Below are 26415 nucleotides of genomic sequence, written 5' to 3'. Positions count from 1 at the left end.
GGATAGATTAATTCTTGACCAAGGACTCTCATTCACGAATCGCTATGGACGCGATTCTCCGGCAGAGAAGCTTGTGCGCGATCGCGAAAATCTTCTATAGTCAGTTTTAACCCTTCTTGCAAGGGGATTGTCGGCTCCCAATCCAGCCAAGTCTTTGCCCGCGTGATATCCGGACGCCGACGGCGAGGATCGTCTTCTGGGAGTGGCTCAAGCTTAATCTTCGAGTCTGGGTTTACCATCTTTTGGACAGCCTCCGCCAGCTCTAAAATCGTATATTCATCGGGATTTCCTAGATTAATTGGTCCCGTATGCTCACCATTCATCAGCCGCATCAGCCCTTCCACTAGGTCAGAAACATAGCAGAAACTTCGGGTTTGTGAACCATCACCATAAACTGTTAGGGGGGTACCCCCCAGCGCTTGCACCACAAAGTTGCTAACCACTCGACCGTCATTTTCTAACATTCGAGGGCCGTAGGTGTTGAAAATTCGCGCGACTCGAATTTCTACATGATTCTGGCGATGATAGTCAAACGCCAGTGTTTCTGCAATTCGCTTGCCTTCGTCATAGCAGGAGCGAATTCCTATGGGGTTGACACTACCGCGATACTCTTCTGTCTGGGGATGCATCTCCGGGTCGCCGTACACTTCTGAGGTGGAAGCTAAGAGTAATCTTGCCTTTACCCGCTTTGCCAGTCCCAGCATATTCAGCGTACCCAGGACATTCGTTTTCACGGTCTTGACTGGGTTGAACTGGTAGTGTACTGGAGAGGCGGGGCAAGCTAGGTGATAAATTTGCTCCACTTCCAAGCGGATCGGTTCCGTGATGTCGTGACGGATTAGTTCAAAATATGGATGATCCAGCCACTTCAGAATGTTGCGTTTGTGTCCGGTATAGAAGTTATCGAGGCAAATGACTTCATGCCCTTGCGCCATTAGCCGGTCGATCAGATGGGAACCGATAAAACCAGCACCACCTGTGACTAAGATTCTCATTTGGCAGTTGAGTCTTTATAAGAGTTGGAATCCATCTTAGACTAACCTTGCTATGCGATGGTGTCCAGATGTACCTGCATTTTCAAGAAATCCATGAAGATATCGATAAAGATATCGTAAAGATTAGCGATCGCTCTCGGCATTCATTTCTTCGCCTCAAGTTCGTTCTTTTTTTCCTCTCCGCCGGGAAAGTGTCCCGTGTGAGACGCCAAGCTACGAAAATACGCTGGATTCCTAAGCAAAGCTTGAGAATCCAGCGTAAGTCTCCATTTAGTAGTCTCAATTCAAGCGCTACTCTTGATCCAGGCGCAACACCGCCATAAAAGCTGATTGCGGTACATCAACTGTCCCAATCGACTTCATGCGCTTCTTACCTTTAGCCTGCTTCTGCAACAACTTTTTCTTTCGAGAAATATCACCGCCATAGCACTTAGCAAGCACATCTTTTCTCAAGGCGGGGATATGTTCGCTGGCGACGATCTTACTACCAATTGCGGCTTGAATCGGAATCTTGAACTGATGCCTGGGAATCAGCTCCTTCAACTTTTCTGTCAACCCCCTTCCTACGTTGTAAGCCTTATCCCGATGCACAATCATTGCCAAGGCGTCAACAGGGTCATTGTTGATCATGATATCTAGCTTCACCAGGGGATTTTCCTGATAGCCAATCAAATGATATTCCATACTGGCATAGCCGCGAGTTCTGGACTTCATTTGGTCAAAAAAGTCCGTCACCACTTCCGCCAGAGGTAACTCGTAAGTCAGCGTGGTTCGCCCTTGCGTTAAATACTTCATATCTTTGAAGACACCACGCCGGTTTTGACATAACTCCATCAGAGTCCCCACGTAGACTTCTGGGGTAATCATGTCTACTTTGACATAAGGCTCCTCAATTTTTTCTCGCTCGTTCGGCGGCGGTAGGTGGCTGGGATTATCAATGTAAACTTCCTCTCCCTTATTGGTAATCACCCGATAAACCACCGAAGGAGCAGTGATAATCAAATCTAAATTGTATTCCCGCTCTAGACGCTCTTGAACAATCTCCATATGGAGTAAGCCCAAGAAGCCGCATCGGAAGCCAAACCCCATCGCGCTGGAGGTCTCCGGCTCGTAGTTCAACGCCGCATCATTTAATTTCAGTTTTTCTAGGGCTTCCCGCAAGTCTGGGTATTGGTCAGCATCGGTGGGGAACAAGCCGCAAAAAACCATCGGTTTCGCTTCGGTGTAACCGGGCAATGCCTCCTTAGCCGGGGCGTTCGCTAGGGTAATGGTGTCTCCCACGCGAGCATCTTCCACCGCTTTAATCGCCGCTCCCAGGTAGCCCACTTCACCGGCGTGCAGTTCGTTCACCTGCTTCTGGGTCGGCGCAAGGATACCTAACTCGTCAATTTCATATTCTTTGCCGGTCGCCATCAGACGAATGCGATCGCCTTTTTTGACCGTACCATCCATCACCCGGAAGTATACAATTACACCCCGGTAGCTGTCATAGTAACTATCAAAAATTAACGCTCTTAGTGGTTGCGACACCGTATCTATTGGCGGCGGAATTAAGTGAACAATCGACTCCAGGATCTCGTCAATCCCAAGCCCTTCTTTTGCAGAAGCGAGAATTGCACCGCTACAATCCAGTCCAATAATTTCTTCAATTTCTCCCTTAACCCGATCTGGCTCAGCTCCGGGGAGATCGATTTTATTTAAAACTGGGATAATTTCCAGATTATTTTCAAGGGCAAGATAAACGTTGGCAAGCGTTTGCGCTTCCACCCCTTGAGAGGCATCCACTACCAAAAGTGCGCCTTCGCAAGCGGCGAGAGAACGCGACACCTCATAGGAAAAATCTACGTGTCCGGGTGTGTCAATTAGATTTAGAACGTATTGCTGACCATCCTTGGCGGTATAGTTCATTCGGGCTGCTTGCAGCTTAATCGTGATGCCGCGCTCCCGTTCTAAATCCATATTGTCCAGGAACTGTTCCTTCATCTGCCGATCTTGCACCGTGCCCGTAAACTGCAAGAGGCGATCCGCCAGAGTGGATTTTCCGTGGTCAATGTGGGCAATGATGGAGAAATTACGAATGCGAGAAACAGGTACGTCAGTCATAGCCAAACAAAAAGGCACGAACGGCAATTGAAAAGTTCAGCGGACTTCAAATATTGTAATGTTTCCGATGCCCAGGCAGTTGGGACAGCCGCAGATATGTCCCTTCCGTCAGCGTGAGACAATTCTTTAACTTTGAGTAGGACACTTACCGCCTTCGATGACTATACAGTAGAAAATCTGCGCTGTTTAGCTAAATCAGAGACAGCGATCAAAATAGATGCATGACTGAGGGCTGAGGAAATGGACTGAGGACTGAGGACTGAGAGTTGAGAGTTGAGAGTTGAGAGTTGAGGACTGAGAGTTGAGGTCCGAGGACTGAGTAACTGTCAAACAGTCAGTCAAGCGAAGCGATAACCATTTAATTTGGCACGGGAGGGTGATGAGAACACAGCAAGAGCTATTGTGAATCTAAAGACTTAAAAACAACTCTTGTGTATTCAAGTAGATTAGGGCACATTGGAATTAAAGCCATGCAAAACTGCCCTGATAAAAATCCTTTTAAAAAAAGGGTAATTTTCTGAGGAGAGAACGACTTCTCTACTGAAAAGTGGCAACGCTTCAGGACTAGCCGCCCTCACCTCACAAGAAAACAGAGCGCTATAGCAACTAGCAGTTAGCGCCCTGAGAATGTCAGAATGCATACTAGGGATCGGAATTGCAAAATTTTGTTACTCCTTAGGATAGGAGCCGCATTTTACTCACTGCGTTGCTTGCATCAGCAGTTAGCATGGAAGGACGGCGCATCCTCTTCCGCTTTGAATTTGCTTGGAAATGTCATCACTGTACTGATATGAACGATCGGGCCAGATATTCTCAGGGTTCAGCCGAAAAGGTGGAAATTTCTATCCACCTTGATTCTGAACTGTTAACACAAATTAAGCACCTGACCAACGATCCGAGTAAGGTCATTGAGACGGCAATTCGGCAGTGGCTTAGAGGCGAACGAGATCGAGATGATGAACTGACTCGGAACCTTGAGAGGAATCCGCCCGTGCCTCCGAGAGGGGAATGGAACGATTAATGAAAAAGAAAGAATGCTCTAGTTTTCGGCTTTAGCCGCAGGGCAAATCTTTTGAGGTTGCATTTATCACAGAAAACGGCTGGTAATCATTAGCTTCTTCTCCTTTTGCAGTTTACAGGTATACTCTGATGGCGGCTCCTGTTAATGTCTCTCTGCCAACTTTCGAGTCAACTGTGTCAAGTCCAGATCAGTACCAAAAACTGCTGAGTCAGATTGCTAGGAATATCCGTCGCACGCTGGATCTGGATACCATTTGGCAGCAAACGGTTAGAGGGCTGGGAGAAGCGCTCAACGTTAGTCGCTGCATCATCTGCGACTACGAAAGTTCTAAGCCCAAAGTGCAGGTGGTGGCGGAGTATTGCCAGGAGACGTTTCGGTCGATGCTGGGGCAACAGTTACAGCTTTCCGAGCAACCCTACCTAAGGCAAGCACTGGAGACGCAAGGCGAGCCAGTTGTGATAGAACAGGTTGGAGTAAATGCGTTTGGGCAACAGTCGGTATTAGTTGTTTCCACCTGCTATCAAAACCAGCCAAATGGCGTCATTGCTTTACAACAGTGCGATCGCACTCGACGATGGAACGATGCCGAAGTTGAGTTAGTCAGAGAACTGGCAGATCAGGTGGGAACCGCGATCGCACACGCCACCCTGTATAAAGAATTAGAAGAAGCCCGCGAACAAGCAGAAGAAGCTTCTCGCCTCAAGTCGGAGTTTCTGGCAAATACTTCCCACGAACTCCGTACACCACTAAACGGCATGATTGGCTCCCTGAAGCTGATCCTAGATGGGACAGTAGACGAGCCAGAAGAGCAACTAGATTTTATCCAAGATGCTTACCGTTCAGCATTACATCTCCTAAACCTGATCAACGACATTCTCGATGTCGCCAAAATTGAAGCAGGCAAAATGGAGCTGGAATTGGGACAGGTGAAGCTGGAAGAGCTATTCGGGGATGTCGAGGAATTTACCCGGAATCAGGCGCACCAGAAGAACCTGAGCTTATGCATTCAAATGCCATCCACCTACGATGAAATTATCCTGTATGGCAACTACCAGCGGCTGCTCCAGGTGATGTTAAACCTGATCGGTAATGCGATCAAATTTACTCACGAAGGCGGCGTCACAGTCAGTGCCGAGGTCAGTAAAAAGAAACTTAAGTTTGGGGGGCAGGAATGTCCAGGCGTCGTGAAAGTCCAAGTCGCTGATACAGGGATTGGTGTCTCCCTCGACAAGCAAGATAAACTATTTCAATCTTTTAGCCAAGTGGATGGCTCTCGCACCCGACAGTACGGTGGTACCGGATTGGGATTGGCAATATCCCAAAGACTGGTAGAAGCAATGGGTGGGGTTGTAAACTTCTACAGCATGGGCGAAGGACTGGGTTCAACGGTTACGTTCACCGTACCTTTGTATCAAGAGCCGGTAATGATTTCAACGCAACAGATGGGTTCAATGGATTGTTAATGTAAGTGCTACTTTCGTGGATTGATGAAATTGGGTTGAGTTGGAGCTACCAATTGAAAGCACAAAAGGTCTGCTTGTTGCTAGTGTCAGCCTTGTGTGTGATGAAATTTCGAGCAAGTAAGCACGCCAACCTATCCTGCGAGGTCAAGAAGATTCTATGACTGAGCAAATTTCTGAGCAGCACCAAACACTGTTGACCCAAATTGCTAGGAGTATCCATCGCACACTCGATCTAAAAGCGATTTGCCAGCAAACGGTTGAGAGTTTAGGAAAAACACTGGACGTAAGCCGGTGCTTTATCTGCCATCAAATTTCTACTTCCAAAGTGCAGGTAGTGGCAGAATATTCTCACGAGCCATCGAGTTTGCGGCTGGATCGAGAAATTGAGATTGCCGAGTGTCCTTACTTGAGTCTGGCGCTAGCGAGTCTAGAGCCGATTGTGGTAGAGAACATCGATGAAGGATTTCAGCGACAGTCAATCTTGGCGGTTGCCAGTTTGTATCAAGAGCAACCTAATGGTCTGATTATTCTCCAGCAGTACGCTAGTGCCTTAGGATCTAAGGATGAGAGTAAAGATCGGAGGTGTCCGCGTCAATGGAGCGCCGCCGAAATCGAGCTAATGGGGGAGCTTAGTGAGCAAGTTGGTACAGCGATCGCTCGCGCCAACCTTTATCAACAATTGCAGCAGGCGCGCCAACTTGCAGAAACTGCTTCTTGTCTGAAAACCGAGTTTCTCTCAACTATCTCTCACGAACTTCGCACTCCCCTGAATGGGATTATCTGTAGCCTCAAGCTAATCTTGGACGATCTCGCGGAAGACCGAGCCGAGCAGCAAGAATTTATGAATGACGCTCACAGCTCAGCCCTCCGGCTCATGAAGAGCGTTAATGACATTTTAGCGATCGCCAAATTTGAAGCTGAGCGAAACATAAATCTGACCCTGGATGCAGTTAATTTAAACGAACTCCTGAGTGAAGTAGAACGCTTAAGAATTCCCTTGGCGCTCCAAAAGCACTTAAACTTACAAATTGAGAAACCAAAAACTTTAGATGAAATTATTCTGTATGCTAACTACCGAGGGCTACTCCAAGTCCTTTTAAATTTAGTTGATAATGCGATTAAATTTACTCGTGAAGGCGAGATTACGATTAATACTCAAGTCATTCAAAAAACGGTGAGGTTTGATAATCAGGAACTTCCTGGGATGGTGGTAGTCACCGTGGCTGACACGGGGATTGGAGTTCCTGAGGATAAACGAGACAGACTGTTTCAATTGTTCGGTAAAGTGAATGGCTCTCACACAACTCCCTATGCGGGTACGGGGCTGGGACTCACGATCTCTCAAAAGCTCATCGAAGCAATGGGCGGTAATATTCATTTTCACAGTTATGGCGAAGGACTCGGCTCAACCGTCATGTTCACTGTACCCCTGTATCAAGCTCCAGTGATGATTACCACGCCACAGACATATTCAATAGAACTCTTAATCTAGGTGGCATCAACGTTAAGGGTTTCTCTCCCAATCCGGGTTTTCAGCGAATTGTGTCGCCAGGGAGTGTTAATAATCTGCAAAGATTTTTACACTAGGAAAGAAGTTGATTAAAGTAAGAGTCTATGACTGAGCAAGCAAATGCTCGTGACTTGTTTCGGGCTGCCTACGAAAACCGCTACACCTGGGATGCAAATTTCCCAGGATATAGTGCTGATGTAGAACTCAAGCAAGGTGATGAAGTCTACAAAGGCAAAATTCGCATCAACAGCGACATGACTGTTGAAGTGACCGGCATCGAAGACGAAACGGTGCAAGAGAGCATCTATACTCAGCTCAGGGATATTGTTACCCACCGCAAGCGGGGGTCTTTTGACAAAGCTCACGGTAAGAACGAATTTAACCTGGGGGAAACGGACGCCCGCGGCGCTACGGAAATTCTGGTTAAAGGCGATGCGATGGGGTCTAACTACAAAATCCGAGGCACTGAAATTTGCCAGGTGAGTCGGGTAATGGGTCGAATGGCATTTGTCATCGATACCGCTGAAAGTTTAGATACCGGAGAAGGCTACGCCGCTAGTCGCTACGATGTTGTCTTCCGGAATCCTCAGACAGGTGAATTGCTCAGAGAAATGCAATTTGAGGATACCTTCGAGAAAGTCGGCGATTACTACGTGATGACCAAGCAAGTAATTCACGCGAATGAGCAAGGTCAGAAAACGACCACCGAGTTCAACTACGCGAACGTCAAGTTACTGGAACCAGCAGCGGTATAGGCTGGAGGCGTTACGATACGCTCTCAGCGGTTCCCGGTGTTCTCCATTCTCGCGAAGAGTTTTTATCTCTGCGTGAACTAGGATCAACATAGCTGCAATAGAAAGAAAGATTCGATAAGGTAAACTAACCATGTCACAAACACTGGCACTGACTTCAGAAAACGTTGAACAAGTTTTGGATGAACTGCGCCCTTACTTAATGTCCGATGGTGGTAACGTTGAGCTGGTAGACATCGACGGTCCAGTTGTGAAGCTACGCCTCCAAGGAGCCTGTGGATCTTGCCCAAGTTCGGCAATGACGCTAAGAATGGGAATTGAGCGCCGCCTGCGCGAATTTATCCCCGAAATTGCTGAAGTTGAGCAAGTCTTTTAAAGGCAAAAGGTAAAAGGCAAAAGGCAAAAGATTTTTTTGATTTCTTTTGCCTTTTTAGTTTAATTGAACCAGTCTTTTCAATGCCAAAGGCAAAAGAAATAGAACCGATATTTCTTTTGCCTTTTTAGTTTTTACTTTTTACTTTTCCTATGCCCCATCCTCTCTATATCTCTTTCATCTGGCATCAGCATCAGCCCCTGTATAAAAGCCGCGCAGTCAATCAGTATCGCTTGCCTTGGGTGCGTCTGCATGGAACGAAAGATTACCTAGATTTAGTGCTGCTGCTGGCTCGTTATCCGAAGCTGCATCAAACGGTTAATCTCGTGCCGTCTTTGATTTTGCAGTTAGAGGATTATGTCGCTGGCACGGCGATGGACCCATATCTAGCCGCAGCTTTGACGCCGGAACAGCAACTGAGTGATGAACAAAAAAGATTTATTATTGACCATTTTTTTGATGCCAATCACCATACCTTAATTGACCCTCATCCCCGCTACGGAGAGCTTTACGGGCAACGTCAAGAAAAAGGTGAAGAATGGTGTTGGACAAATTGGAATCCCCAAGATTATAGCGATTTGCTCGCTTGGCATAATCTGGCGTGGATTGATCCTTTGTTTTGGGACGATCCAGAGATTGAGGGGTGGTTGAAGCAGGGAAGAAACTTTACTTTAAGCGATCGCCAGCGAATTTTCTCCAAACAGCGAGAAATATTGAGCCGGATCATTCCGCAGCACCGGCAGATGCAGGAAGCGGGGCAACTGGAAGTAACGACAACGCCTTACACGCACCCGATTTTGCCCTTACTGAACGATACAAACTCCGGTCGGGTGGCAGTACCCAATATGACCTTGCCGAAGCAGCGCTTCCAGTGGGCTGAAGATATTCCCAGGCATCTCCAAAAATCTTGGGATATGTATAAAGATCGATTTGGGCAAGAACCGCGTGGTTTGTGGCCTTCAGAACAATCGGTTAGTCCTGAGATTTTGCCTTATATTGCCAAGCAGGGATATAAGTGGATCTGCTCAGATGAAGCCGTTTTGGGTTGGTCAATTAAGCAATTTTTCCATCGGGACGGCGCGGGGAATGTCTACGAACCCGAATTACTGTATCAACCTTATCGACTGCAAACCGAGTCCGGCGACTTAGCAATCGTGTTTCGGGATCACCGATTGTCAGATTTAATTGGCTTTACTTATGGCGCGATGGAACCGCGCCGCGCCGCCGCCGACTTAGTGGGGCATTTGGAAGCGATCGCTCGCACCCTGAAACACCGCCAGCAAGGAGGCGGTACAGCCCTAGAACAACCGTGGCTGGTCAATATTGCCCTCGACGGCGAAAATTGCTGGGAACACTACCATCTGGATGGTAAGCCCTTCTTAGAAGCTCTTTATCAGACGCTGAGCGACCACACAGAGCTGAAACTGGTCACGGTTTCGGAATTTATAGACCAGTTCCCTCCCCAGGCAACTATCCCCGCCGAGCAGCTGCACAGCGGCTCTTGGGTCGATGGCAGCTTCACGACTTGGATTGGCGATCCCGCCAAAAATCGCGCTTGGGATCTCTTAGAGGATGCGCGGAAAGTCTTGGCTAGCCATCCAGAAGCAACTGAGGAAAACAATCCAGAAGTTTGGGAAGCTTTGTACGCCGCGGAAGGTTCCGATTGGTTCTGGTGGTTTGGCGAAGGTCATTCCTCAAACCAAGATGCCATGTTCGACCAGTTATTCCGGGAACACCTGTGTGCGATTTACCAGGCGTTAAATGAGCCAATCCCGCCGAACTTGCGCCAACCCGTAGAAGCTCACGAAGCGCGGGGAGATCACCGACCCGAAGGCTTTATTCATCCCACCATTGATGGACTGGGTGACGAACAGGATTGGGATCGCGCCGGTCGGATCGATGTCGGGGGATCGCGGGGTACGATGCATAAGAGCAGTGCCGTTCAGCGTCTTTGGTACGGGGTGGATCACCTTAACTTCTATCTAAGACTGGACTTCCAGACCGGCATTCAACCGGGTAAGGGCTGTCCGCCAGAGTTGCATTTGCTGTGGTTCTATCCCAACCAAACGATGCACAATAGCCCCATTCCGCTAGAGAATTTACCCGACGAAGCGCCATTGAACTATCTGTTCCACCACCATTTAGGGATTAACTTACTGACTCAAACGATTGAGTTTGAGGAGGCTGGGGAAAATCTCAAGTGGCATCCTCGGTTCAGCCGCGCTCAAGTGGGTTTAAATAAGTGTTTGGAAGTGGCAGTTCCTTGGGCAGATTTGCAAATCGGCCCAGATTTTCCGTTGCGAATGGTAGCGGTTTTGGCAGATGGCGAACGCTTTAGTAGCTATGTGCCTGAAAACGCCTTGATTCCGATTGATGTTCCTTAAGAATTAAATCCCAAAAATCCCCGGCGCTTGTCGGGGATTTTTGTAAGATCCCTGATTTTTCTAACTTTGATACCGCATCACTGTCCAAACATTTCCACTCATTAGGGTATCCAGTTGGAAAATTTGAAAACTTGACTTCAGGGGCTGTGAGATTTCTCGCCAAGGAACAATCGTAAAGCCTAGTTGAGAATAAAATCGTACTAATTTAGGCTTACAGACTAAATAGAGGGGGTGGGTCGCTTCTTGAACAAGACGCTTCACTAGATAGGAACCTAGCTGCTGACTGCGCCAGACAGGTTTCACAAATAAGTAATAGAGCATGGAGTGCGTACCGTAGCCGTTTATTTCACCGCAAGCTACTAGGCTTCCATTACATTCAATCACCCAGAACCGCGACCAATTGATGAAAGCGTAGGTAAAAATTGAGAATAAAAACAGAATAAAGGAAGCGGCAAAAGAAAGGGTAATCATAAAAATACCCGCCAGGAGAATAAATAAAAAAGTTCCGACCAAGAGATTAGAAACAAGGGTTTTGATAATTTGCCCAATTGTTAGCATAAAAAAAGTCAATACAATCAAAACTACCAAGTTAAAAGCTAAAACTCTCAGGTCAAATTTTAAAGCTTCAGATTTTGTAAATTCTAATAATAATTGCTGAATTAACCATTTTTCTTCCGCACGGGCTGGTCGGAGAACACACCCTGGTGGCAATGAAGGAGGTAGGTCAGCCATTGGTCAATTTTGTTGCAGCAGTGAACATCAAAGTCTGCGGCGATGAGGGCAATATTAGCAGCATGGGAGCGTTTGTCGTGTTTAAATTAACTGGAAATTTAGAAGCGATCGCCTAAATATCCCTACTTATCTGTCAGGGTTGGGTGTTACCGTCACCCGACGATCGACTTCATCAATCGTTATCGATGCCAACCCAAACTGCTCAATCACACACGCATTGGTCGTTAGGTGGGTGCTAATCTCCGCCACTCGGTACTGACTTGTCGAGTCAGCTAAAGCTGCTGGTAATAGCAACTGATCCCCCATGTGTACATCGACAGGTGCGCCAGTGTTATGAAAATCCAGCAACTCCTGACAAGCCAGATCGGCAACTTTATCAGCGGGCAGTCCCAGACGTCCCAAAGCACCAAAAAAAGCCTTGCTGTTCTCGTACTCAGCGGTAAGGAAAATCCCCGCCCCCGGTGCCACGCCCCTTTCCCGCAAGGGTTGGACAGTGGCTTTGAGAGCCGCCTCATGCAACACATTTTCGGCGCGACTAGCCATCCGTTGGGGAATGTGGGAAGGAAGTTGTGTCACCACAGCAATCCCCCGCACCTGCTGAAATTCTCCGGGTTCCAGAAGGCTAATCCCCCGGAAGGGTTGGGTTTCCCTATCCCTACCGCTAACACCCCTACCGCTAACGCGAAGTTCCACTTCTCCCCCGCCTTGGGGATACCACCCCCAACTGCGTATTCTCACCTCAGCCTCCACTCCCATCTGACGTAATAGAGGCAGATAAACTTGCTCAATGTAGGTATAAGCGGGGCTATAGGCGACATGGGTGCCGCCGCGTAATGTCACCTGCGATTCTCCTTGCGCGATCGCTAAGGGCAGCAAAATTGTCTGCAAAACCAAAGTGATAGCACCCGCCGAACCGCCTTCCTGTGCTTCGGTGACATCAAACGTGTATTTTCCAGGTTGGATTGAATCACCCGGAATAAACTCTAAAGCCGTTGAACCTAAGGTATCCCCCTGCACTTTTGCTCCGCAGATGGCAGCAGCGGCACGCACAGCCGTTAAGTGTTGGGCAGCGAGTCCAGGCTTTTTGCGTCCCGCCCGAACCCGCCCAATCTGGATCGGATGACCGGCGATCGCCGCCAGGCTGAGAGAAGTCCGTAAAACCTGTCCGCCGCCTTCTCCGTAGGAACCGTCGATGTAAATCATGAGTAAAAGGATGCTTCAAAAGTATTATGAAGGAAGTGACCAGATTTTAACGGCGCGGCATGGGAACAGTTTGGGAATTAGATTTTTATTCGCGTCCAATTTTGGACGAACAACAGAAAAAGGTTTGGGAGTTATTGGTGTGCGAGAGTCCATTGGATATCCGCACCAAACCTGAGTCCCTGTTTCGTTACGCCGAGTTTTGCCCGAATACCACGGTAAATTCGATCTGGCTGCGAACGACGTTGGAAGAAGCGATCGCTAGGGCACCTGAACCTCCACAAAAAATCCGCTTCTTCCGCCGCCCGATGACCAAAATGATTGTGAAAGCCTGCGATGAGTTGGGCATTTCCGCTCAGCTGAGCCGCCGAACTTTTACACTGTATCGGTGGCTGCAAGAGCGGTTCCAAGAAGTTTATCCCCAGCAACCGGGCTACCAAGCGGTTGGCCCGAATCCCTCTGTCCAATACCAACCCCAGCCGCCCCAACCTTTACCGGATGCGCTGATTGGGCAAAAGTGGGCATTTGTAACCTTGTCAGCGGCAGCCTTTGAGGAAATGCACGAGTGGGACATTGGCTTTCGAGAAGCTTTCCCACTCATTGGATTAGGAGATTTCGCGCCTTTGCCACCGGAGACGCCGATTCCAGGGGTGGTGATTTTCTCTCCCAGAGCAGTGCCAATGGCTGGCTGGATGTCGGGAATTGAACCGGCGTTCCTGAAATTTAATCGGAACACACCGCCTAGATTGCTGTTAGAGACGGGTGAGAGTAATAGCTGGATTTTGGCAAGTATCAAAGATGCAAAAACTTTGACGGAAGCCGAAAACTTTGAGGACGCCAAGCGAAAAGCTGGGATGTTACATTTTTTAGCGATTCAGTCCGATCCGCAAGCAGAATCCTTTGCGGGTTTTTGGCTAATGCAAGAATTGCCTCTGGGTTAAATTGATTCCCCAGGAAATCTTTCGGTTTCGCAACCAGACTGGGAGAATAGAATACAAAGACATCAAAAAAGGCTTTCAGATAAGCATAGAAGTCGGAGTAAAAGCACCGCTGTTGAGACTGAATCGACAGAAGTTTGCACTTTTTATTTTGACTTTTGAGGGCGTCTTGGCGGTTCCATCAATAAATTCCACGGTTAGAATATGGGTTTTAACGATTTACCACAAGAGACGCTAGCAGAGCAGCTATTGGAGTTAGCCACTCGTTCTGGAGCTGAAGCCGCGGAGGTTTATCAAGCGCGATCGCTTTCTCGCCCGGTTTTTTTTGAAGCCAACCGGCTCAAACAACTGGAAAGTGCCCAATCAGAAGGGACGGCGTTGCGGCTGTGGCGAGAAGGACGTCCGGGTTTAGCCGTTGCTTATGGCCCTGTGGAACCGCAAGCACTGGTAGATCGAGCGATCGCTTTGTCGGCACTCAACGGTGTGGAAACCGTGGAATTGACTGAGGGGCGGGCATCTCAGTATCCCGATTTGGGCGAGTTTATGCCTGTCGAGAATCTGATATTAATGGGCAAAGAAGCGATCGCGCTCGTCCGAGATGCCTACCCAGAAGTCCTCTGCACCGCTCAATGGGAATGCGAAGCGGAAACAACGCGCCTTGTCAACTCCAAAGGACTAGATTGTCGCTATACCGATACGACCCTCAGCTGTTATCTGGCAGCCGAATGGGTGCGGGGGGATGATTTCTTGAGCGTTGGCGATGGACAAACCCAGCGGGATAGCCTGGATACCGTCGCCTTGGCAAACCAAATTTTGCAGCGGTTAGCTTGGGCGAAAGAAAACATTTCACCCCCCATCGGTCGCGTGCCTGTGCTATTTACCGCCAAAGCAGCGGATATGCTTTGGGGAACTCTCTCAGCCGCACTGAATGGCAAACGAACGCTTGAGGGAGCTTCTCCGTGGAGCGATCGCTTGGGCGAACCCGTGACTTCAAAAGCCCTCACGATTACCCAAAACCCAGATTCCGGGCCGTTTAGCTGTCCTTTTGATGATGAAGGCACGACCACGCGGAATCTGGTATTTATCAAAGACGGCATTTTGCAGCTGTTTTATACCGACCGCACCACTGGACGCCAGCTGGGTAGCGGTACCACCGGCAACGGATTTCGCCCCGGTTTAGGCAGTTACCCGACCCCGGGGCTATTTAATTTGCTGATTCATCCGGGAACCGGGGATCTGCTGAATTTAATGCAGCAGATGGGTGATGGACTGGTGGTAGACCAGATGTTGGGAGGCGGTTCTGGGATTTCTGGCGACTTCTCGATTAACGTTGACCTGGGCTATCGGATCAAGAACGGTCAGGTAGTCGGCAGGGTAAAAGATACGATGGTGGCAGGTAACGTATACGCAGCCCTCAAGCAGCTAGTGGCATTGGGGGGCGACGCCGAGTGGAATGGTTCAGTCTATACGCCGTCTCTGATTGTAGAAGGGCTATCCGTCAACGGCAGAATGCTGAGTTAATGGGAATCGAAGCCTGGTTAATTGCCCGTTAGCCCTTTGCAATGAATATTTGCGATGAATTGAGTCGAGGGCAAAATGTTGAATAACTTATGAATTATTTGAGAGTGTTAAGTTCTCAAGTTTTGTCGTTTTACTCAAAACTCAAATTTCCCAAATCCAAACTTAAAGCTTTCTTACAACCCAGACGGCGTTTAGCGATCGCGGAAGCTTGTCTGATTGGGTTAGTATCAGGACTCGCCGCCGTTCTGTTCAAATTCGGCGTCGGGACTTTGGGAGCATGGCGAGTTCATGCCTCTCACCTTCTCCCCGCATGGTTCGTCTTACCCGCCATCGGTTTATCCTTTGGACTCCTCTCCGGCTTCCTCGTAGAACGACTGGCACCGGAAGCAGCAGGAAGCGGCATTCCCTTTGTCAAAGCTGCCCTTGCTCAGTTTCCCATCCCCTTGAATTTACGAGTTGCCCTCGTAAAGTTAGCCAGCAGCATTATTGCACTGGGTTCCGGACTCACCTTGGGGCGTCAAGGGCCAACCGTGCATATCGGTGCAGCGGTTGCCGCTCAACTCTGTCACTGGGTTCCTACCTCACCCGACCATCGCCGCCAGATGATGGCCGCCGGTGCGGGTGCTGGGTTAGCCGCCGGTTTCAATGCGCCGATTGCCGGTGTCTTGTTTATTGTCGAAGAACTCCTTCAAGATTTATCCGACCTTACCTTAGGCACAGCGATTCTCGCATCCTTTATCGGTGCGGTTGTGTCGCGGCTGTTGGGGGGTCGTAGCCTCGACCTTAATCTCAACATTTCCCAATCTCAAACCAGCTTTTTTGCCCAAGAGATTCCTTTTTACCTGTTGTTAGGAGCCTTGGCTGGGGTGCTGGGAGCAATGTTTGGGAAAGGAATTTTCACTTCCCTCGCCTTCTATCGCCGCCTCAAACTTTCTTTACCCCTGCGAATCGGTCTGGCTGGATTCATTTCCGGAATCGTGACCGCCCTTCTCCCGTCCACATTCCGAGACAACACCGGGCTGCGAGAGTCCCTGCTGGCAGGTGGAGTGAGCTGGAAAATGGCAGCGATCGCTTTTGTGGCTCAGTATATACTTACGCTCGTTGCCTGCGGTTCTGGTGCCCCTGGCGGGTTATTCGCGCCTTCTCTGATCCTGGGGTCTGGGCTTGGCTATTTGGTCGGGTTCGTCCAGCAGACAACCCTGGCGGTGGGTTCGCCGACCACCTACGCCCTCGCGGGTATGGGGGCATTTTTCAGCGCCGTCTCTAAAGCGCCCATCACTGCCATTGTCATCGTTTTTGAAATGACAATGGACTTCAATCTGGTTCTGCCGCTGATGATTGGGTCAGTGGTTGCTTACTTAGTATCGGAAAAAATAGTCAGAGGATCGCTCTACGATCGCTTGTTGAAGTGGAATGGGATTGAACTCGCAAAGAAGCCAACCACCGATGGACTCTTATCGACCCTAAGGGCAGCCGACGTCATGCAGCGTCGGGTGGAAACCTTAACAAACAATATGACCCTCGATGAAACCGTGCAAGCCTTCTCTCGCTCCCATCATCGCGGGTTTCCGGTTGTGTATAAGGAGAAACTGGTTGGAATTGTCACCCAAACTGACCTTGCCGGAATTGTCCAAAGGGGATTGCCAGGAAATGCCCCTTTGAGCAAAATCATGACGCCGAAACCCATGACGGTAAATCCCACCGATTCCTTGGGTGATGTTCTCTATTTACTCAATCGCTATCAATTGAGTCGGTTGCCAGTCACGGAAGGGCGCAAGCTGATTGGGATTATTACCCGTGCTGATATTATTCGGGCGCAAGCAGATAAGCTGAACGGTGAATCAGTGAATATTGGCCCGCGTCCGGAGCCTTCCTACTGTGTTTATCAAACTCGTTCCCCGGCAGTAGGAAGCGGACGAATGCTCGTAACCATCGCCAACCCGCAAACTGCACCCGCATTATTGCAGATGGCAGCGGCAATTGCCCGCGATCGCAACTACGAAATCGAATGTCTTCAGGTAATCTCGGTTCCTCGCAGCAGCTCCCCGGCTCAAACGCCTGTCAGCACCACCAAAAGTCGTCGGTTGCTCCGTCATGCCGAAAAACTGGGTCAAGATTGGCAAATTCCCGTCCACACCCAGATCCGCGTGTCTCATGATGTTGCGCCAGCGATTCTGGAAACCATTAAGGAGCGTCATATAAATTTGCTGCTGATGGGTTGGAAAGGCACCAGCATCACGCCCGGTCGAGTTTTTGGCGATGTGGTGGACACGATCATTCGGCAGGCTCCCTGCGAAGTCGTGTTGGTGAAAATGGGCGAAAGCGATCTAGGCGCAGAGGAGCCGAGAAGCAGAGGCGTCAGGGAGAATATCGCTGCTAATTTTCCCCGGCACCCTGGCACCCTGGCACCCCGGCATCGCATCGGCACCCACTCACCCGTTGTGTCTCTCTGCTTCAATCGCTGGCTGGTTCCAATTGCAGGTGGTCCCAATGCTCAGCAAGCTTTGCAACTCCTACCCGCTTTGATGTGTCTGAGTGAGGCACCCGCCATTGAGCTAGCCCAAGTTTTCCATCCTTCCACCCTCTTGCCGGACACCGCCGTGTTAGAAAAATCAGCCTTGTTTCTCAGCCGTCAACTGAGCGCAAGTGTGAAGGCAATTCCTCTTCGTTCCAGTTCTGTCTCGGATGCCGTAATCGATCTCGCGCAAACTGACGCCTGCGATGTCGTGATATTGGGTGCTAGTCGGGAAGGGCTATTGCAGCAGGTGATCAAAGGAAATATTCCCGAAGCGATCGCGCGTGGCGTGAAAAGCACCGTGATTTTGGTCAGAAGCGCCCAGTAAAAAATTAAACAGAAGAATGATTCATTTCTGGTTAATTTCTGATTTTTAATTGCCCCTCACAGATTTGCACCACAGGTCTATTCGCCATCCGCAATAAGCGTTCGTCGTGCGTTGTCACCATCACTGTGGCACCGAAAGCGTTGAGTTTCTGGAGAATTCTCAGCACCGATGCCGAATTATCCGCATCGAGGTTTCCGGTAGGTTCATCTGCCAGTAGCAGCGGTGGCGTTCCGACAATGGCACGGGCAAGACTGACGCGCTGTTGCTCTCCACCAGAGAGTTCTTCAGGAAAACAGTCCGCTTTATGCTGCAACCCGACTAATTTCAGAGTTGGAGGGAGGCGGCGCTCAATTTCCTTGCGTGTGAAGCCTTGCGCCCACAGCACAAAAGCAATATTTTCCGTGACTGTCCGGCGGGGGATGAGTTTGTAGTCTTGAAAAACGACGCCGATGCGCCGCCGCAGCAGAGACAGGCGATGACCCCGCAACTGCGCGACGTTGCAGTTATCGACCATTACCTCGCCATCCGTGGGGCGTTCTTCCCCATACAACAGCTTTAAGAGTGTTGATTTACCAGAACCAGAAGGCCCGGTGACAAACAAGAAGTCCCCTCGCTTGACTTCCAAATTCACATCCAATAACCCACGGCTGCCATTGGAATAAATTTTTGTCACTTCCCGCAATTTCACCATGACCGGCGAGGAGGCTGAGTAATTGGCGTCCCGTGCGTCACTCCGGTGATTTTTGCCAATGCCGGGATGAGCAGAAGCTGTGGTCATATAAAAGTTATCAGTGCGTATTGCTAATGGCTAATGGCTAATCGCTCATCGTTCATGGCAACTCCAATGAACAATTAACAATTCAAAACTCATAACTTTTTACCACAGCTCGCAAGGCAAATTGTGGCAAAGCCATCATTCTTCGCCAGCGCCACGGTTCTTGATACAGACGATAAAGCCATTCCAGGTGATTATCCCGCAACCAAGCAGGTGCCCTAGATTTAATTCCAGCCCAAATATCGAAGCTACCGCCGACACCAATCCAAATCGATTCGGGACACAGGTGCCGGTTTTCGGCAATCCATAGTTCCTGACGGGGAACGCCTAAACCCACAAATATCAGACGGGGTTGGAGGGTTTGCAGCGTTGTCTTAAATTCTGGTTCTGCTTCGGGTAAGAGGTAGCCGTGTTGACTCCCAGCGATCGCAATTCCCGGCAATCGTTCCTCCCAAGCCGCTGCTGCTGCTTGCGCGACTCCTGGTGCCCCACCATAGAAAAAAATTGGGCAAAGCTTCCCCATTTGCCCAGCTTCCTGTAAGAGTGACTCTGCCAACTCAATTCCCGGACAGCGTCTCAAGCGTCTACCCTTTAGCCGCAAATAAAGGACAACCCCAGCTCCATCCGGAATTACCAGTTCAGCCTGCTGGATGATCCCAGCCAGCTTGGGGTTGTCTTCTGCCTGAATCGCCATTTCGGCATTTAGCGTGACGACATGACCGCCTACTTTCTCATGTAGACGCGAGATGAGCCACTTAGAATAGTCATCTAACAGATGAACGGGCACTCCCAGGACGGGGAAATGTTCGGGTTTCTCCAATAGCATCGAATTTTGGTAAGGCTTTACACCAGCCATTGCAGCTCTGTCGTTTCAAGACGATGAACGCTAACTTATCCGCTGTATTGTAGAGTATTCCCGAACTTTGGTACAGAATCAGGAAACAGAAATTTTTTTATGCTTGCAGAGCGTATTTTTTTTTAAATTGCTCTTTTAAGAGAGCCATCTGCATACAGCTCCAGCGGCACCAGTTCAGTTTTTCCGTTTACGTTAACTTTTGAGTAGACAATTCTCACAAAGGGAGCTTTATTTTGGTTATAACGATAAGACATATTAAACCTCCGCCTGAACCTTAATTTTTAGAATTTGTTAACTGTCTTTTTTTCAATGACTTTTCTTTAGACCTACTTTCTTTCTACACTAAGTCACTTGAAAGCCCCAAAAGAGAATAGTAAGCTTTTTAATGATTGTTTTGTAAAATTTTTGACTTTGTAGAACTAGACTTGTATCGTCTAAAGCTATCTAAATCAAGGATAAATCTACAGAAGTTGTCTGTCATTAATCCTTGGGATTAAGTCTGTAGATACACATAAACCGCATTAATTTAGGTGAATACTTCTTGAGGTAGAGAGTGGGGAAAAGGGAAGTAATCTCTGTTCTCCCATTCTTATGTCAATAGCTCCTGCCCAGTTGTCGCGCATCAAGGATTGAGAAAGTCGCTAAATCATTGCAGCATCGGCGACGCCATCAATCTCTAGCACATCCAAAGGCTCAGAATGTAACCAACCCCGAAAAACGATTCCCAGTCTTTACTTCAACGATGCTAGCCAGTAAAAGAGCCAGATTCCAATTAGATTGGCAGCGAGGTCGGACAAGGTGGAAGAACGAAGCGGCGAGAGGGCTTGCAGACTCTCATCAAATAAGGCAAAGACACTAATCAGAATCGGTGCTAGTGGTAGGCTTATGGAACGAGACCAAATATGAATCATCCAGTTCCCTAAAGCTTTGTGACCTAAGTAACTGGCAAACCCTAATAAAATGAAATGTCCAATTGTGTCATAAAAAGGAATGGCGGAAATTTTGACAGGGACAATTCCCCAATAAGCCAAAACAATAATTGTCAGTAAAATCAGGAAGTAAAGAATAAAAGCCAGAACCCAGCGCCGATTTGATTTCATGCCTATTGCTCCCTGAGGCGCGTGTCATCCCTCAGCGTAAGTTGAGAAAATCTGTTTGCTTAGAATTAAAATATTTCCAATAAATCCAAATGGTTAAATTTAATAAAAAATTATGCAACTAGAGCTTTTCTCAGGTGTGTGCAATCTATTGTGGTTTTAATGTTTGGTAGGAGCTTTTTGATTGCCATGTCCCTACAGATGTATATTACCCAACCCTTAAATTGCTATACTGCAATTTCTTTATGAAATCAAAGGAGCATCTTCTTCAAAGATGCCCGTTAAAACAGTTTTTTAGAGGAGTTGTAAAGACGCGGTTAATCGCGTCTTTACAACTCCTCAATTTTGGCTGCTAAGTTAAACAAGTTAAATGCGTTGAACAGTGTTAAGCGTGGCGATTGACTTCTTGTTGGAGCCACGGATCGACCGGCTGTCCATCTTTGCGGCGCAACTCAATCTGAATAGCGATCGCTTCTTTGGCTCCCGGCGGTGCGGGTTGCTGATGGAAGAGAATATCATATTCGGCTGGATCGTGATTGCGCTCTCGCAGCCAATCCTGCACCTTCACTGAGGCGAAGATAGATTGCCCGTCTTGGAACATCCGGGTAATCTGCATGTGTAGCGTGTAAGGATTTAAGCGACCCATAAAGTTTTGCCTTTCTAAACAGCGATATCTATAAACTTCTAGCTCACACTAGCAGTTTTTCCGTTTTTCTGCCGATGAGTAGATAAGTCGTCATTTCTCCCTTTCCTTTTACCTGGATCGCACCCCGCTCTTTCCACTGATATTTGTCCTGTAAAAGCTGGTAAGTGGCGGCGGTAACTTGAATAGAACCTGTGACTCCGTGGGATTCCATGCGACTGGCAGTATTAACCGTATCTCCCCACAAATCGTAGATAAACTTTTTCAAACCAATCACTCCAGCGACAACCGGGCCAGTGTTAATGCCAATCCGGATATTGAACTCTTCGCCATTTAGTACATTGAATCGGGTAATTTCTTTTTGCATATCCAGCGCCATTTCGGCAATGGCTTCTGCATGATCCGTGCGAAGGATGGGTAAACCGCCAACCACCATATAGGCGTCCCCAATTGTCTTGATTTTTTCCAACCCATGTTGTTCAGCGAGTTGGTCAAAAGCTGAGAATATTTGGTTGAGCAAGTTGACCAGTTCTACAGGGGATGTATGAGCAGCCAGTTGAGTAAAACCAACGATATCTGCAAATAGAACCGTTACTTCAGCAAAGTTATCGGCAATGATAGTATGCTGTTCTTTCTTTAAACGGTCGGCGATCACTTGGGGCAAAATATTGTGCAGCAGGCTCTCCGCCTTCTTTTGCTCCGCCTTGAGTTCTTTTAAAGATGACTCTAAAGTTTCTAACATCCAGTTAATTGTACGAGCCAAGAGCGACAATTCATCTCTGCCAGCAATTAAGACGCGCATTGACAGATCGCCTTTAGTACCAATGCTCCGAACCTCCGTACTGAGATAAGCTAGCCGAGACAGAAGCAATTTTTCTAACAGAAATAAAGTTGCCCCGGTGAACACGATCCCCACGACTAAAGTAGATATACCCAGCGACACTACCAGATAAGTCAGAAGAAGTTGACTTTGTTGATAAAATTCTTTGGGCATATCAACTCGCAATAGCATCACGGGTTTCCCGTCAATGTCCCGCAGTAGGGTATATCCCACCATCCCGCCATTGCTGAGCGATCGCACCAGAATCGAAGAAGACTTATCGGGCATTTTGGACAAAGCCGGACGCACCGATTTGAAGTCGGGAGGTAGTTGCGGATCGCTTGCCAAGTACATAGTGATGGGCAAATGGGTCAACTCACTCAAAGCCTTGACTTTTTCAGTATTCAGGTAACGCCCTAAGATCAGCGTTCCCCGGCTAGGCCCTTCACCCTGGCTATTGAGAATTGGCCCTGCAGTGATCGCCATTGGCCCTTGGGGCAACAGAACGATGCCAACATAGTGGTCAAGTCGTTCAGAGTTCTTTAGCAGGCTTGTGTTAGCCGCTAAGTATGCCTGGATTTCCTTCGGAGTGGGGATTGCTTTGCGCTGCTTCAGGTTGAAGCTTTGACTAAAAACCAGCTGACCAGAGGAATTGATAAATAGGATTAAGTCGGATCTGAGCGATCGCAAGGAAATATCATTCAGATTGCGATCGATATAGCGGCGGTTGCCATTCTTGATGAAGTCATAAGTGTCATCCCACATCGCCCATTGGTCGTTTAGAACGCTGAACTCACTCAGGTAGTTAGAGAAGGCATCCTGAACTCGTTGAACGTTCCGGTAAGCTTCCCGTTCGTACAATTTGGCGAAGCCTCTCAGCAGGATGGTTGACGAGGTGACATATAAAACCCCTATCAAACTTACGACGGTAACGCCAATTGTCAGCAGTGTTTTCTCGCGTAGTTTCATGCCCCTGAATGAGCGGTCAGCTATGCGGATACTGACACGCTACACTCACAACTTTATAACTAAAACCAGAGAAAATTTGTAAGCTAAGCCTGGCTGAAGCCTCAGTGCAACTGAAGCTTGAGAGTTTTCAAAGGTTTTTGGATTGTTGCGATCGCATCCGCCATCTGGTGCTAGATTGGGTCGTCCGCCCCTGAAGGCGGCATCTATGCAAAGTTAAGATTTAAAAATCTTCTGAAAGCACGAATAGATTTTGAAGTCTAACCGATATTTTCAAATCCTCTAACTTTGCTAAAAATTCTGATACTGAGCCAAATCCTACATTTCTCGGCTAATACTCAGCCTGTAATTCTGTAATTTCTTCTACTAATTGATAGCGTTGTCTAATAGGAATTTATTGAAGAATATCGAGAAGTAGCGCTTTGTTTTCTAAAGATAAAGTTTCTACTGCTTCAAGTGCTTGTTGGAATGCAGTATTTGTATTGCTTCAATTATGGTTTTTAGATAAAAGAATAAACCGCGAAGACGCACTAGCGCAGCCATGCGCGTTAGCGCTATAGAGCGCGAAGGAAAGACCAGACGAGAAGATTTTGTAAGGTGGGCAAAAGCCCACCCTACGGGATTACTGCAAACCTTCAATTAACTGAGTTTTAGCACTTTCTAAGGCTTCTTTCAGCTTGCTGGGATCGCGTCCGCCAGCTTGCGCCAGGTTCGGGCGTCCGCCGCCGCCGCCGCCGCAAATTTTGGCAATTGAGCCAATAAATTTCCCTGCTTGCAATCCTTTTTTATTGACTTCAGGGCTAAAATGTGCAACTAAGCTAACTTTATCTGCTTCGGGAATTGATGCCAAGAATACGGCACCATTACCCAGTTTTTGCAGTAATCTTTCAGCCGCATTTTTTAAGGATTCGGCGTCAACATCTCCCAATTCGGCAACTAAAATTTTGAACTCGCCCACTGTTTCAGCAGCGCTGAGTAATTGGTCGGATTTCGCAAAAGCGAGTTCTGCTTTTAATGCTTCTAGCTGCTTTTGGGAAGCTTTAAGTTCGTTCTGGATGTTAGTAATTCTGTCAGGTAGTTCTTCGGGTTTGACTTTAAAGCGATCGCTCAAATCCTTAACCACTTTCTCCCGTACATTCAAGTATTCCAGAACGGCTGGCCCTGCAATCGCTTCAATCCGGCGCACTCCAGAGGCGACACCCGCTTCGGAGACGATCTTAAATAGCCCGATTTCAGCAGTGTTGTGAACGTGAGTACCGCCGCACAATTCCATCGAAACGCCTGGGACATCTAGTACCCGCACTTCATCACCGTATTTTTCGCCAAACATGGCGATTGCGCCTTTCGCTTTGGCTTCCGCAATTGGCAGAATCTCGGTTTCGGCGGGATGCGCTTCCGCGATCCAAGTATTAATTTGTTCTTCGATTTGTTGTACTTCTTCTGAGGTGACGGGACGAGGACAGTTGAAGTCAAATCGCAGCCGATCGAAGGCGACCAAAGAACCCGCCTGAGTAATCGATTCATCAACAAATTTCTTCAATGCCGCTTGCAGCAGGTGCGTTGCGGTATGATGCGCTTGAACGCGACGGCGACAAGACAAGTCAATTTGGGCGGTTACAGCATCTTCTACTCGCAGCGTACCGCGTTCGATGCGACCGAAATGGACGAAGAAATCGGATTCTTTCTTAACGTCTTCAACTCGCACCAAAACGGAATCGCCGGAGATATAGCCGCGATCGCCAATTTGTCCGCCCGATTCTGCGTAGAATGGCGTCTTATTAAGGACAATCTGCACTTGTGTTCCGCCTTCCGCCGCTTCGACAGATTTGCCTTCTACGAGAATGACTTCTACTTGCGATTGGCTGGAGGGTTGAGTGTAACCCAGAAACTCGGTGCTGTGAATGTGTTCAGCTAGCTTATCTAGGGAACCTTGGACGGTGAGATCGATGGTTTCGTGGGCGGATTGCGATCGCGTTTGCTGTTCCTCCATCGCCGCATTGAAGCCTAACTCGTCTACACTTAGCCCTTCTTCTTCTGCAACTTCCTGAGTGAGTTCCAGGGGGAAGCCATAGGTGTCATAGAGAGTAAAGGCGTCTCGCCCTTCAATCTGAGTTTTACCTTCCTGCTTCACCCGCTGAATCATTTCTGACAGCAGTTTCTCGCCTCGTTCCAGTGTCTTGAGGAAGCGAGATTCTTCTCGTTGCAGTTCCGCTTTGATTTGTGCTTCTCGCACTCGGACGATCGGATAAGCGGACTCGGAAAGCGCGATCGCAGTTTCCGCCACTTGTGGTGTAAACTCCCCGGAAATCCCAATCAGTCGTCCGTGACGCACCACGCGCCGAATCAAGCGCCGCAGCACATACCCCCGCCCAATATTAGATGCGCGGATTTCATCGGCTATCATGTGGACGACGGAACGGACGTGATCCCCAATTACCTTTAGAGAAACTTTTGTCTTCTCGTCGCTGCTAGCGTAATCAATTCCAGCAATTTCTGCTGCCGTTTTGATAATCGGGAAAATTAAGTCGGTTTCGTAGTTATTCGGAACTTTCTGGAGGATTTGCGCCATCCGTTCTAGTCCCATCCCGGTGTCAATGTTCTTATTTTGCAGCGGCGTTAGGTTGCCTTCTGCATCCCGGTTGCTTTGCATAAACACCAGGTTGTAGAACTCAATGAACCGGGTGTCATCTTCTAGGTCAATCTTGTCATCACCGCGTTCCGGGTGGAAATCATAGTAAATTTCCGAACAAGGGCCGCAAGGGCCAGTAGGGCCAGACGCCCAGAAGTTATCCGCTTCTCCCATGCGTTGGATGCGCTGCGGCGAAACACCAATTTTATCCCGCCAAATCGCATAAGCTTCCTCATCTTCTCGGAAGACACTCACGACAAGGCGTTCTGGGGGTAAACCAAAGACTTGTGTTGACAGTTCCCAACCCCAAGCGATCGCTTGTTCTTTGAAATAATCTCCAAAGCTGAAATTCCCCAGCATCTCAAAAAAGGTGTGGTGTCGGGCAGTCCGTCCCACATTCTCAATATCATTGGTGCGGATACATTTTTGAGAAGTCGTGGCACGCTTGAACTCAGGCGATCGCTGTCCTAAAAATATCGGCTTAAAAGGCAGCATCCCGGCGATCGTTAGCAGTACGGTGGGATCTTCTGGCACTAAGGAAGCACTCGGCAAAATTTGATGTCCTCGCTGGGCATAGAAGTCGAGGAATTTTTGCCGAATTTCGCTACCGCTAAGGGACTGGGAGGAAGAAGACATGGGAATTTACAAGGGCTTGGTATCGGTCAACTTTATCTATTTTTACATTTGTTTATGCCTTGTTGTAGCTCTTCTGGTTCAGGTATTGCAAGGCAGGGGAATTGTTTCTCTTTTCTAACGCTTATTTGCCATATTTAAAGACTTGTCAAGTTTGGTAA

General features: G+C 48.4%; 18 protein-coding genes and 1 pseudogene. 9 read left to right on the top strand and 10 right to left on the bottom strand.

Going from position 1 to position 26415, the window contains the following annotated elements; genetic code table 11:
• Positions 1–32: 32 nt before the first annotated feature.
• Together H6H02_RS02735 and lepA are read right to left on the bottom strand one after the other, a co-directional pair.
• On the bottom strand, positions 33–995 hold the full coding sequence (locus H6H02_RS02735) for a UDP-glucuronic acid decarboxylase family protein (protein ID WP_190814445.1): 963 nt from the start codon (positions 993–995) through the stop codon (positions 33–35).
• A gap of 291 nt (positions 996–1286) precedes the next feature.
• Positions 1287–3098, bottom strand: coding sequence for a translation elongation factor 4 (gene lepA, locus H6H02_RS02730; RefSeq protein WP_190814443.1), 1812 nt, complete (start codon positions 3096–3098; stop codon positions 1287–1289).
• Positions 3099–3888: 790 nt separating this feature from the next.
• On the opposite strand from lepA, the gene H6H02_RS02725 reads away from it, so the two are divergent.
• From H6H02_RS02725 to H6H02_RS02700, 6 genes and pseudogenes are all read left to right on the top strand, one after another.
• Positions 3889–4119 carry a type II toxin-antitoxin system CcdA family antitoxin gene (locus H6H02_RS02725; protein ID WP_190814828.1) on the top strand — a complete coding sequence of 77 codons (231 nt, stop codon included), beginning with the start codon at positions 3889–3891 and terminating at the stop codon, positions 4117–4119.
• A gap of 188 nt (positions 4120–4307) precedes the next feature.
• Positions 4308–5582: pseudogene (locus H6H02_RS02720) on the top strand (ATP-binding protein); the annotation flags it as partial.
• A gap of 157 nt (positions 5583–5739) precedes the next feature.
• A complete protein-coding gene (locus H6H02_RS02715) occupies positions 5740–7074 on the top strand; it encodes an ATP-binding protein (RefSeq protein ID WP_190814441.1) in 1335 nt (444 codons plus the stop codon).
• Between the two features lie 122 nt (positions 7075–7196).
• Positions 7197–7847 (top strand): DUF3386 domain-containing protein, encoded by a 651-nt coding sequence (locus H6H02_RS02710; RefSeq protein WP_190814439.1) that lies wholly within the window; start codon positions 7197–7199, stop codon positions 7845–7847.
• A gap of 130 nt (positions 7848–7977) precedes the next feature.
• A complete protein-coding gene (locus H6H02_RS02705; protein WP_190814437.1) occupies positions 7978–8220 on the top strand; it encodes a NifU family protein in 243 nt (80 codons plus the stop codon).
• 149 nt (positions 8221–8369) lie between these two features.
• Entirely contained in the window at positions 8370–10601 is a 2232-nt protein-coding gene (locus tag H6H02_RS02700; protein ID WP_190814434.1) for a glycoside hydrolase, read from the top strand.
• Positions 10602–10661: 60 nt separating this feature from the next.
• On the opposite strand, the gene H6H02_RS02695 is transcribed toward H6H02_RS02700, so the two are convergent.
• Positions 10662–11333, bottom strand: coding sequence for a GNAT family N-acetyltransferase (locus tag H6H02_RS02695; protein WP_190814432.1), 672 nt, complete (start codon positions 11331–11333; stop codon positions 10662–10664).
• A gap of 126 nt (positions 11334–11459) precedes the next feature.
• Positions 11460–12536, bottom strand: coding sequence for an RNA 3'-terminal phosphate cyclase (gene rtcA, locus H6H02_RS02690; RefSeq protein ID WP_190814430.1), 1077 nt, complete (start codon positions 12534–12536; stop codon positions 11460–11462).
• 59 nt (positions 12537–12595) lie between these two features.
• On the opposite strand from rtcA, the gene H6H02_RS02685 reads away from it, so the two are divergent.
• From H6H02_RS02685 to H6H02_RS02675, 3 genes are all read left to right on the top strand, one after another.
• Positions 12596–13474 carry a Tab2/Atab2 family RNA-binding protein gene (locus tag H6H02_RS02685; RefSeq protein ID WP_190814428.1) on the top strand — a complete coding sequence of 293 codons (879 nt, stop codon included), beginning with the start codon at positions 12596–12598 and terminating at the stop codon, positions 13472–13474.
• A gap of 201 nt (positions 13475–13675) precedes the next feature.
• A complete protein-coding gene (locus tag H6H02_RS02680; RefSeq protein WP_190814426.1) occupies positions 13676–14992 on the top strand; it encodes a TldD/PmbA family protein in 1317 nt (438 codons plus the stop codon).
• A gap of 89 nt (positions 14993–15081) precedes the next feature.
• Positions 15082–17835 (top strand): chloride channel protein, encoded by a 2754-nt coding sequence (locus H6H02_RS02675; protein ID WP_190814424.1) that lies wholly within the window; start codon positions 15082–15084, stop codon positions 17833–17835.
• Positions 17836–17866: 31 nt separating this feature from the next.
• Here H6H02_RS02675 and ftsE read toward each other — a convergent pair whose 3' ends face one another.
• The 6 genes from ftsE to alaS all read right to left on the bottom strand — a co-directional run bounded on the left by ftsE (position 17867) and on the right by alaS (position 26257).
• The gene (gene ftsE / locus H6H02_RS02670; RefSeq protein ID WP_199328946.1) at positions 17867–18613 is read right to left on the bottom strand and encodes a cell division ATP-binding protein FtsE; all 747 of its coding nucleotides are present in this window, start codon (positions 18611–18613) and stop codon (positions 17867–17869) included.
• A gap of 82 nt (positions 18614–18695) precedes the next feature.
• Positions 18696–19436, bottom strand: coding sequence for a WecB/TagA/CpsF family glycosyltransferase (locus H6H02_RS02665; RefSeq protein WP_190814824.1), 741 nt, complete (start codon positions 19434–19436; stop codon positions 18696–18698).
• A 761-nt stretch (positions 19437–20197) separates the two neighbouring features.
• Positions 20198–20566 (bottom strand): VanZ family protein, encoded by a 369-nt coding sequence (locus tag H6H02_RS02660; RefSeq protein WP_190814422.1) that lies wholly within the window; start codon positions 20564–20566, stop codon positions 20198–20200.
• Between the two features lie 382 nt (positions 20567–20948).
• Positions 20949–21209, bottom strand: coding sequence for a hypothetical protein (locus tag H6H02_RS02655; protein WP_190814420.1), 261 nt, complete (start codon positions 21207–21209; stop codon positions 20949–20951).
• Positions 21210–21252: 43 nt separating this feature from the next.
• Entirely contained in the window at positions 21253–22995 is a 1743-nt protein-coding gene (locus tag H6H02_RS02650; protein ID WP_190814418.1) for an adenylate/guanylate cyclase domain-containing protein, read from the bottom strand.
• 619 nt (positions 22996–23614) lie between these two features.
• The gene (gene alaS / locus H6H02_RS02645; RefSeq protein ID WP_190814416.1) at positions 23615–26257 is read right to left on the bottom strand and encodes an alanine--tRNA ligase; all 2643 of its coding nucleotides are present in this window, start codon (positions 26255–26257) and stop codon (positions 23615–23617) included.
• Positions 26258–26415: the final 158 nt, after the last annotated feature.

The sequence above is a fragment of the Coleofasciculus sp. FACHB-1120 genome (assembly GCF_014698845.1).
Classification (GTDB): domain Bacteria; phylum Cyanobacteriota; class Cyanobacteriia; order Cyanobacteriales; family FACHB-T130; genus FACHB-T130.
This window is presented reverse-complemented; position numbering and strand designations above follow the sequence as displayed.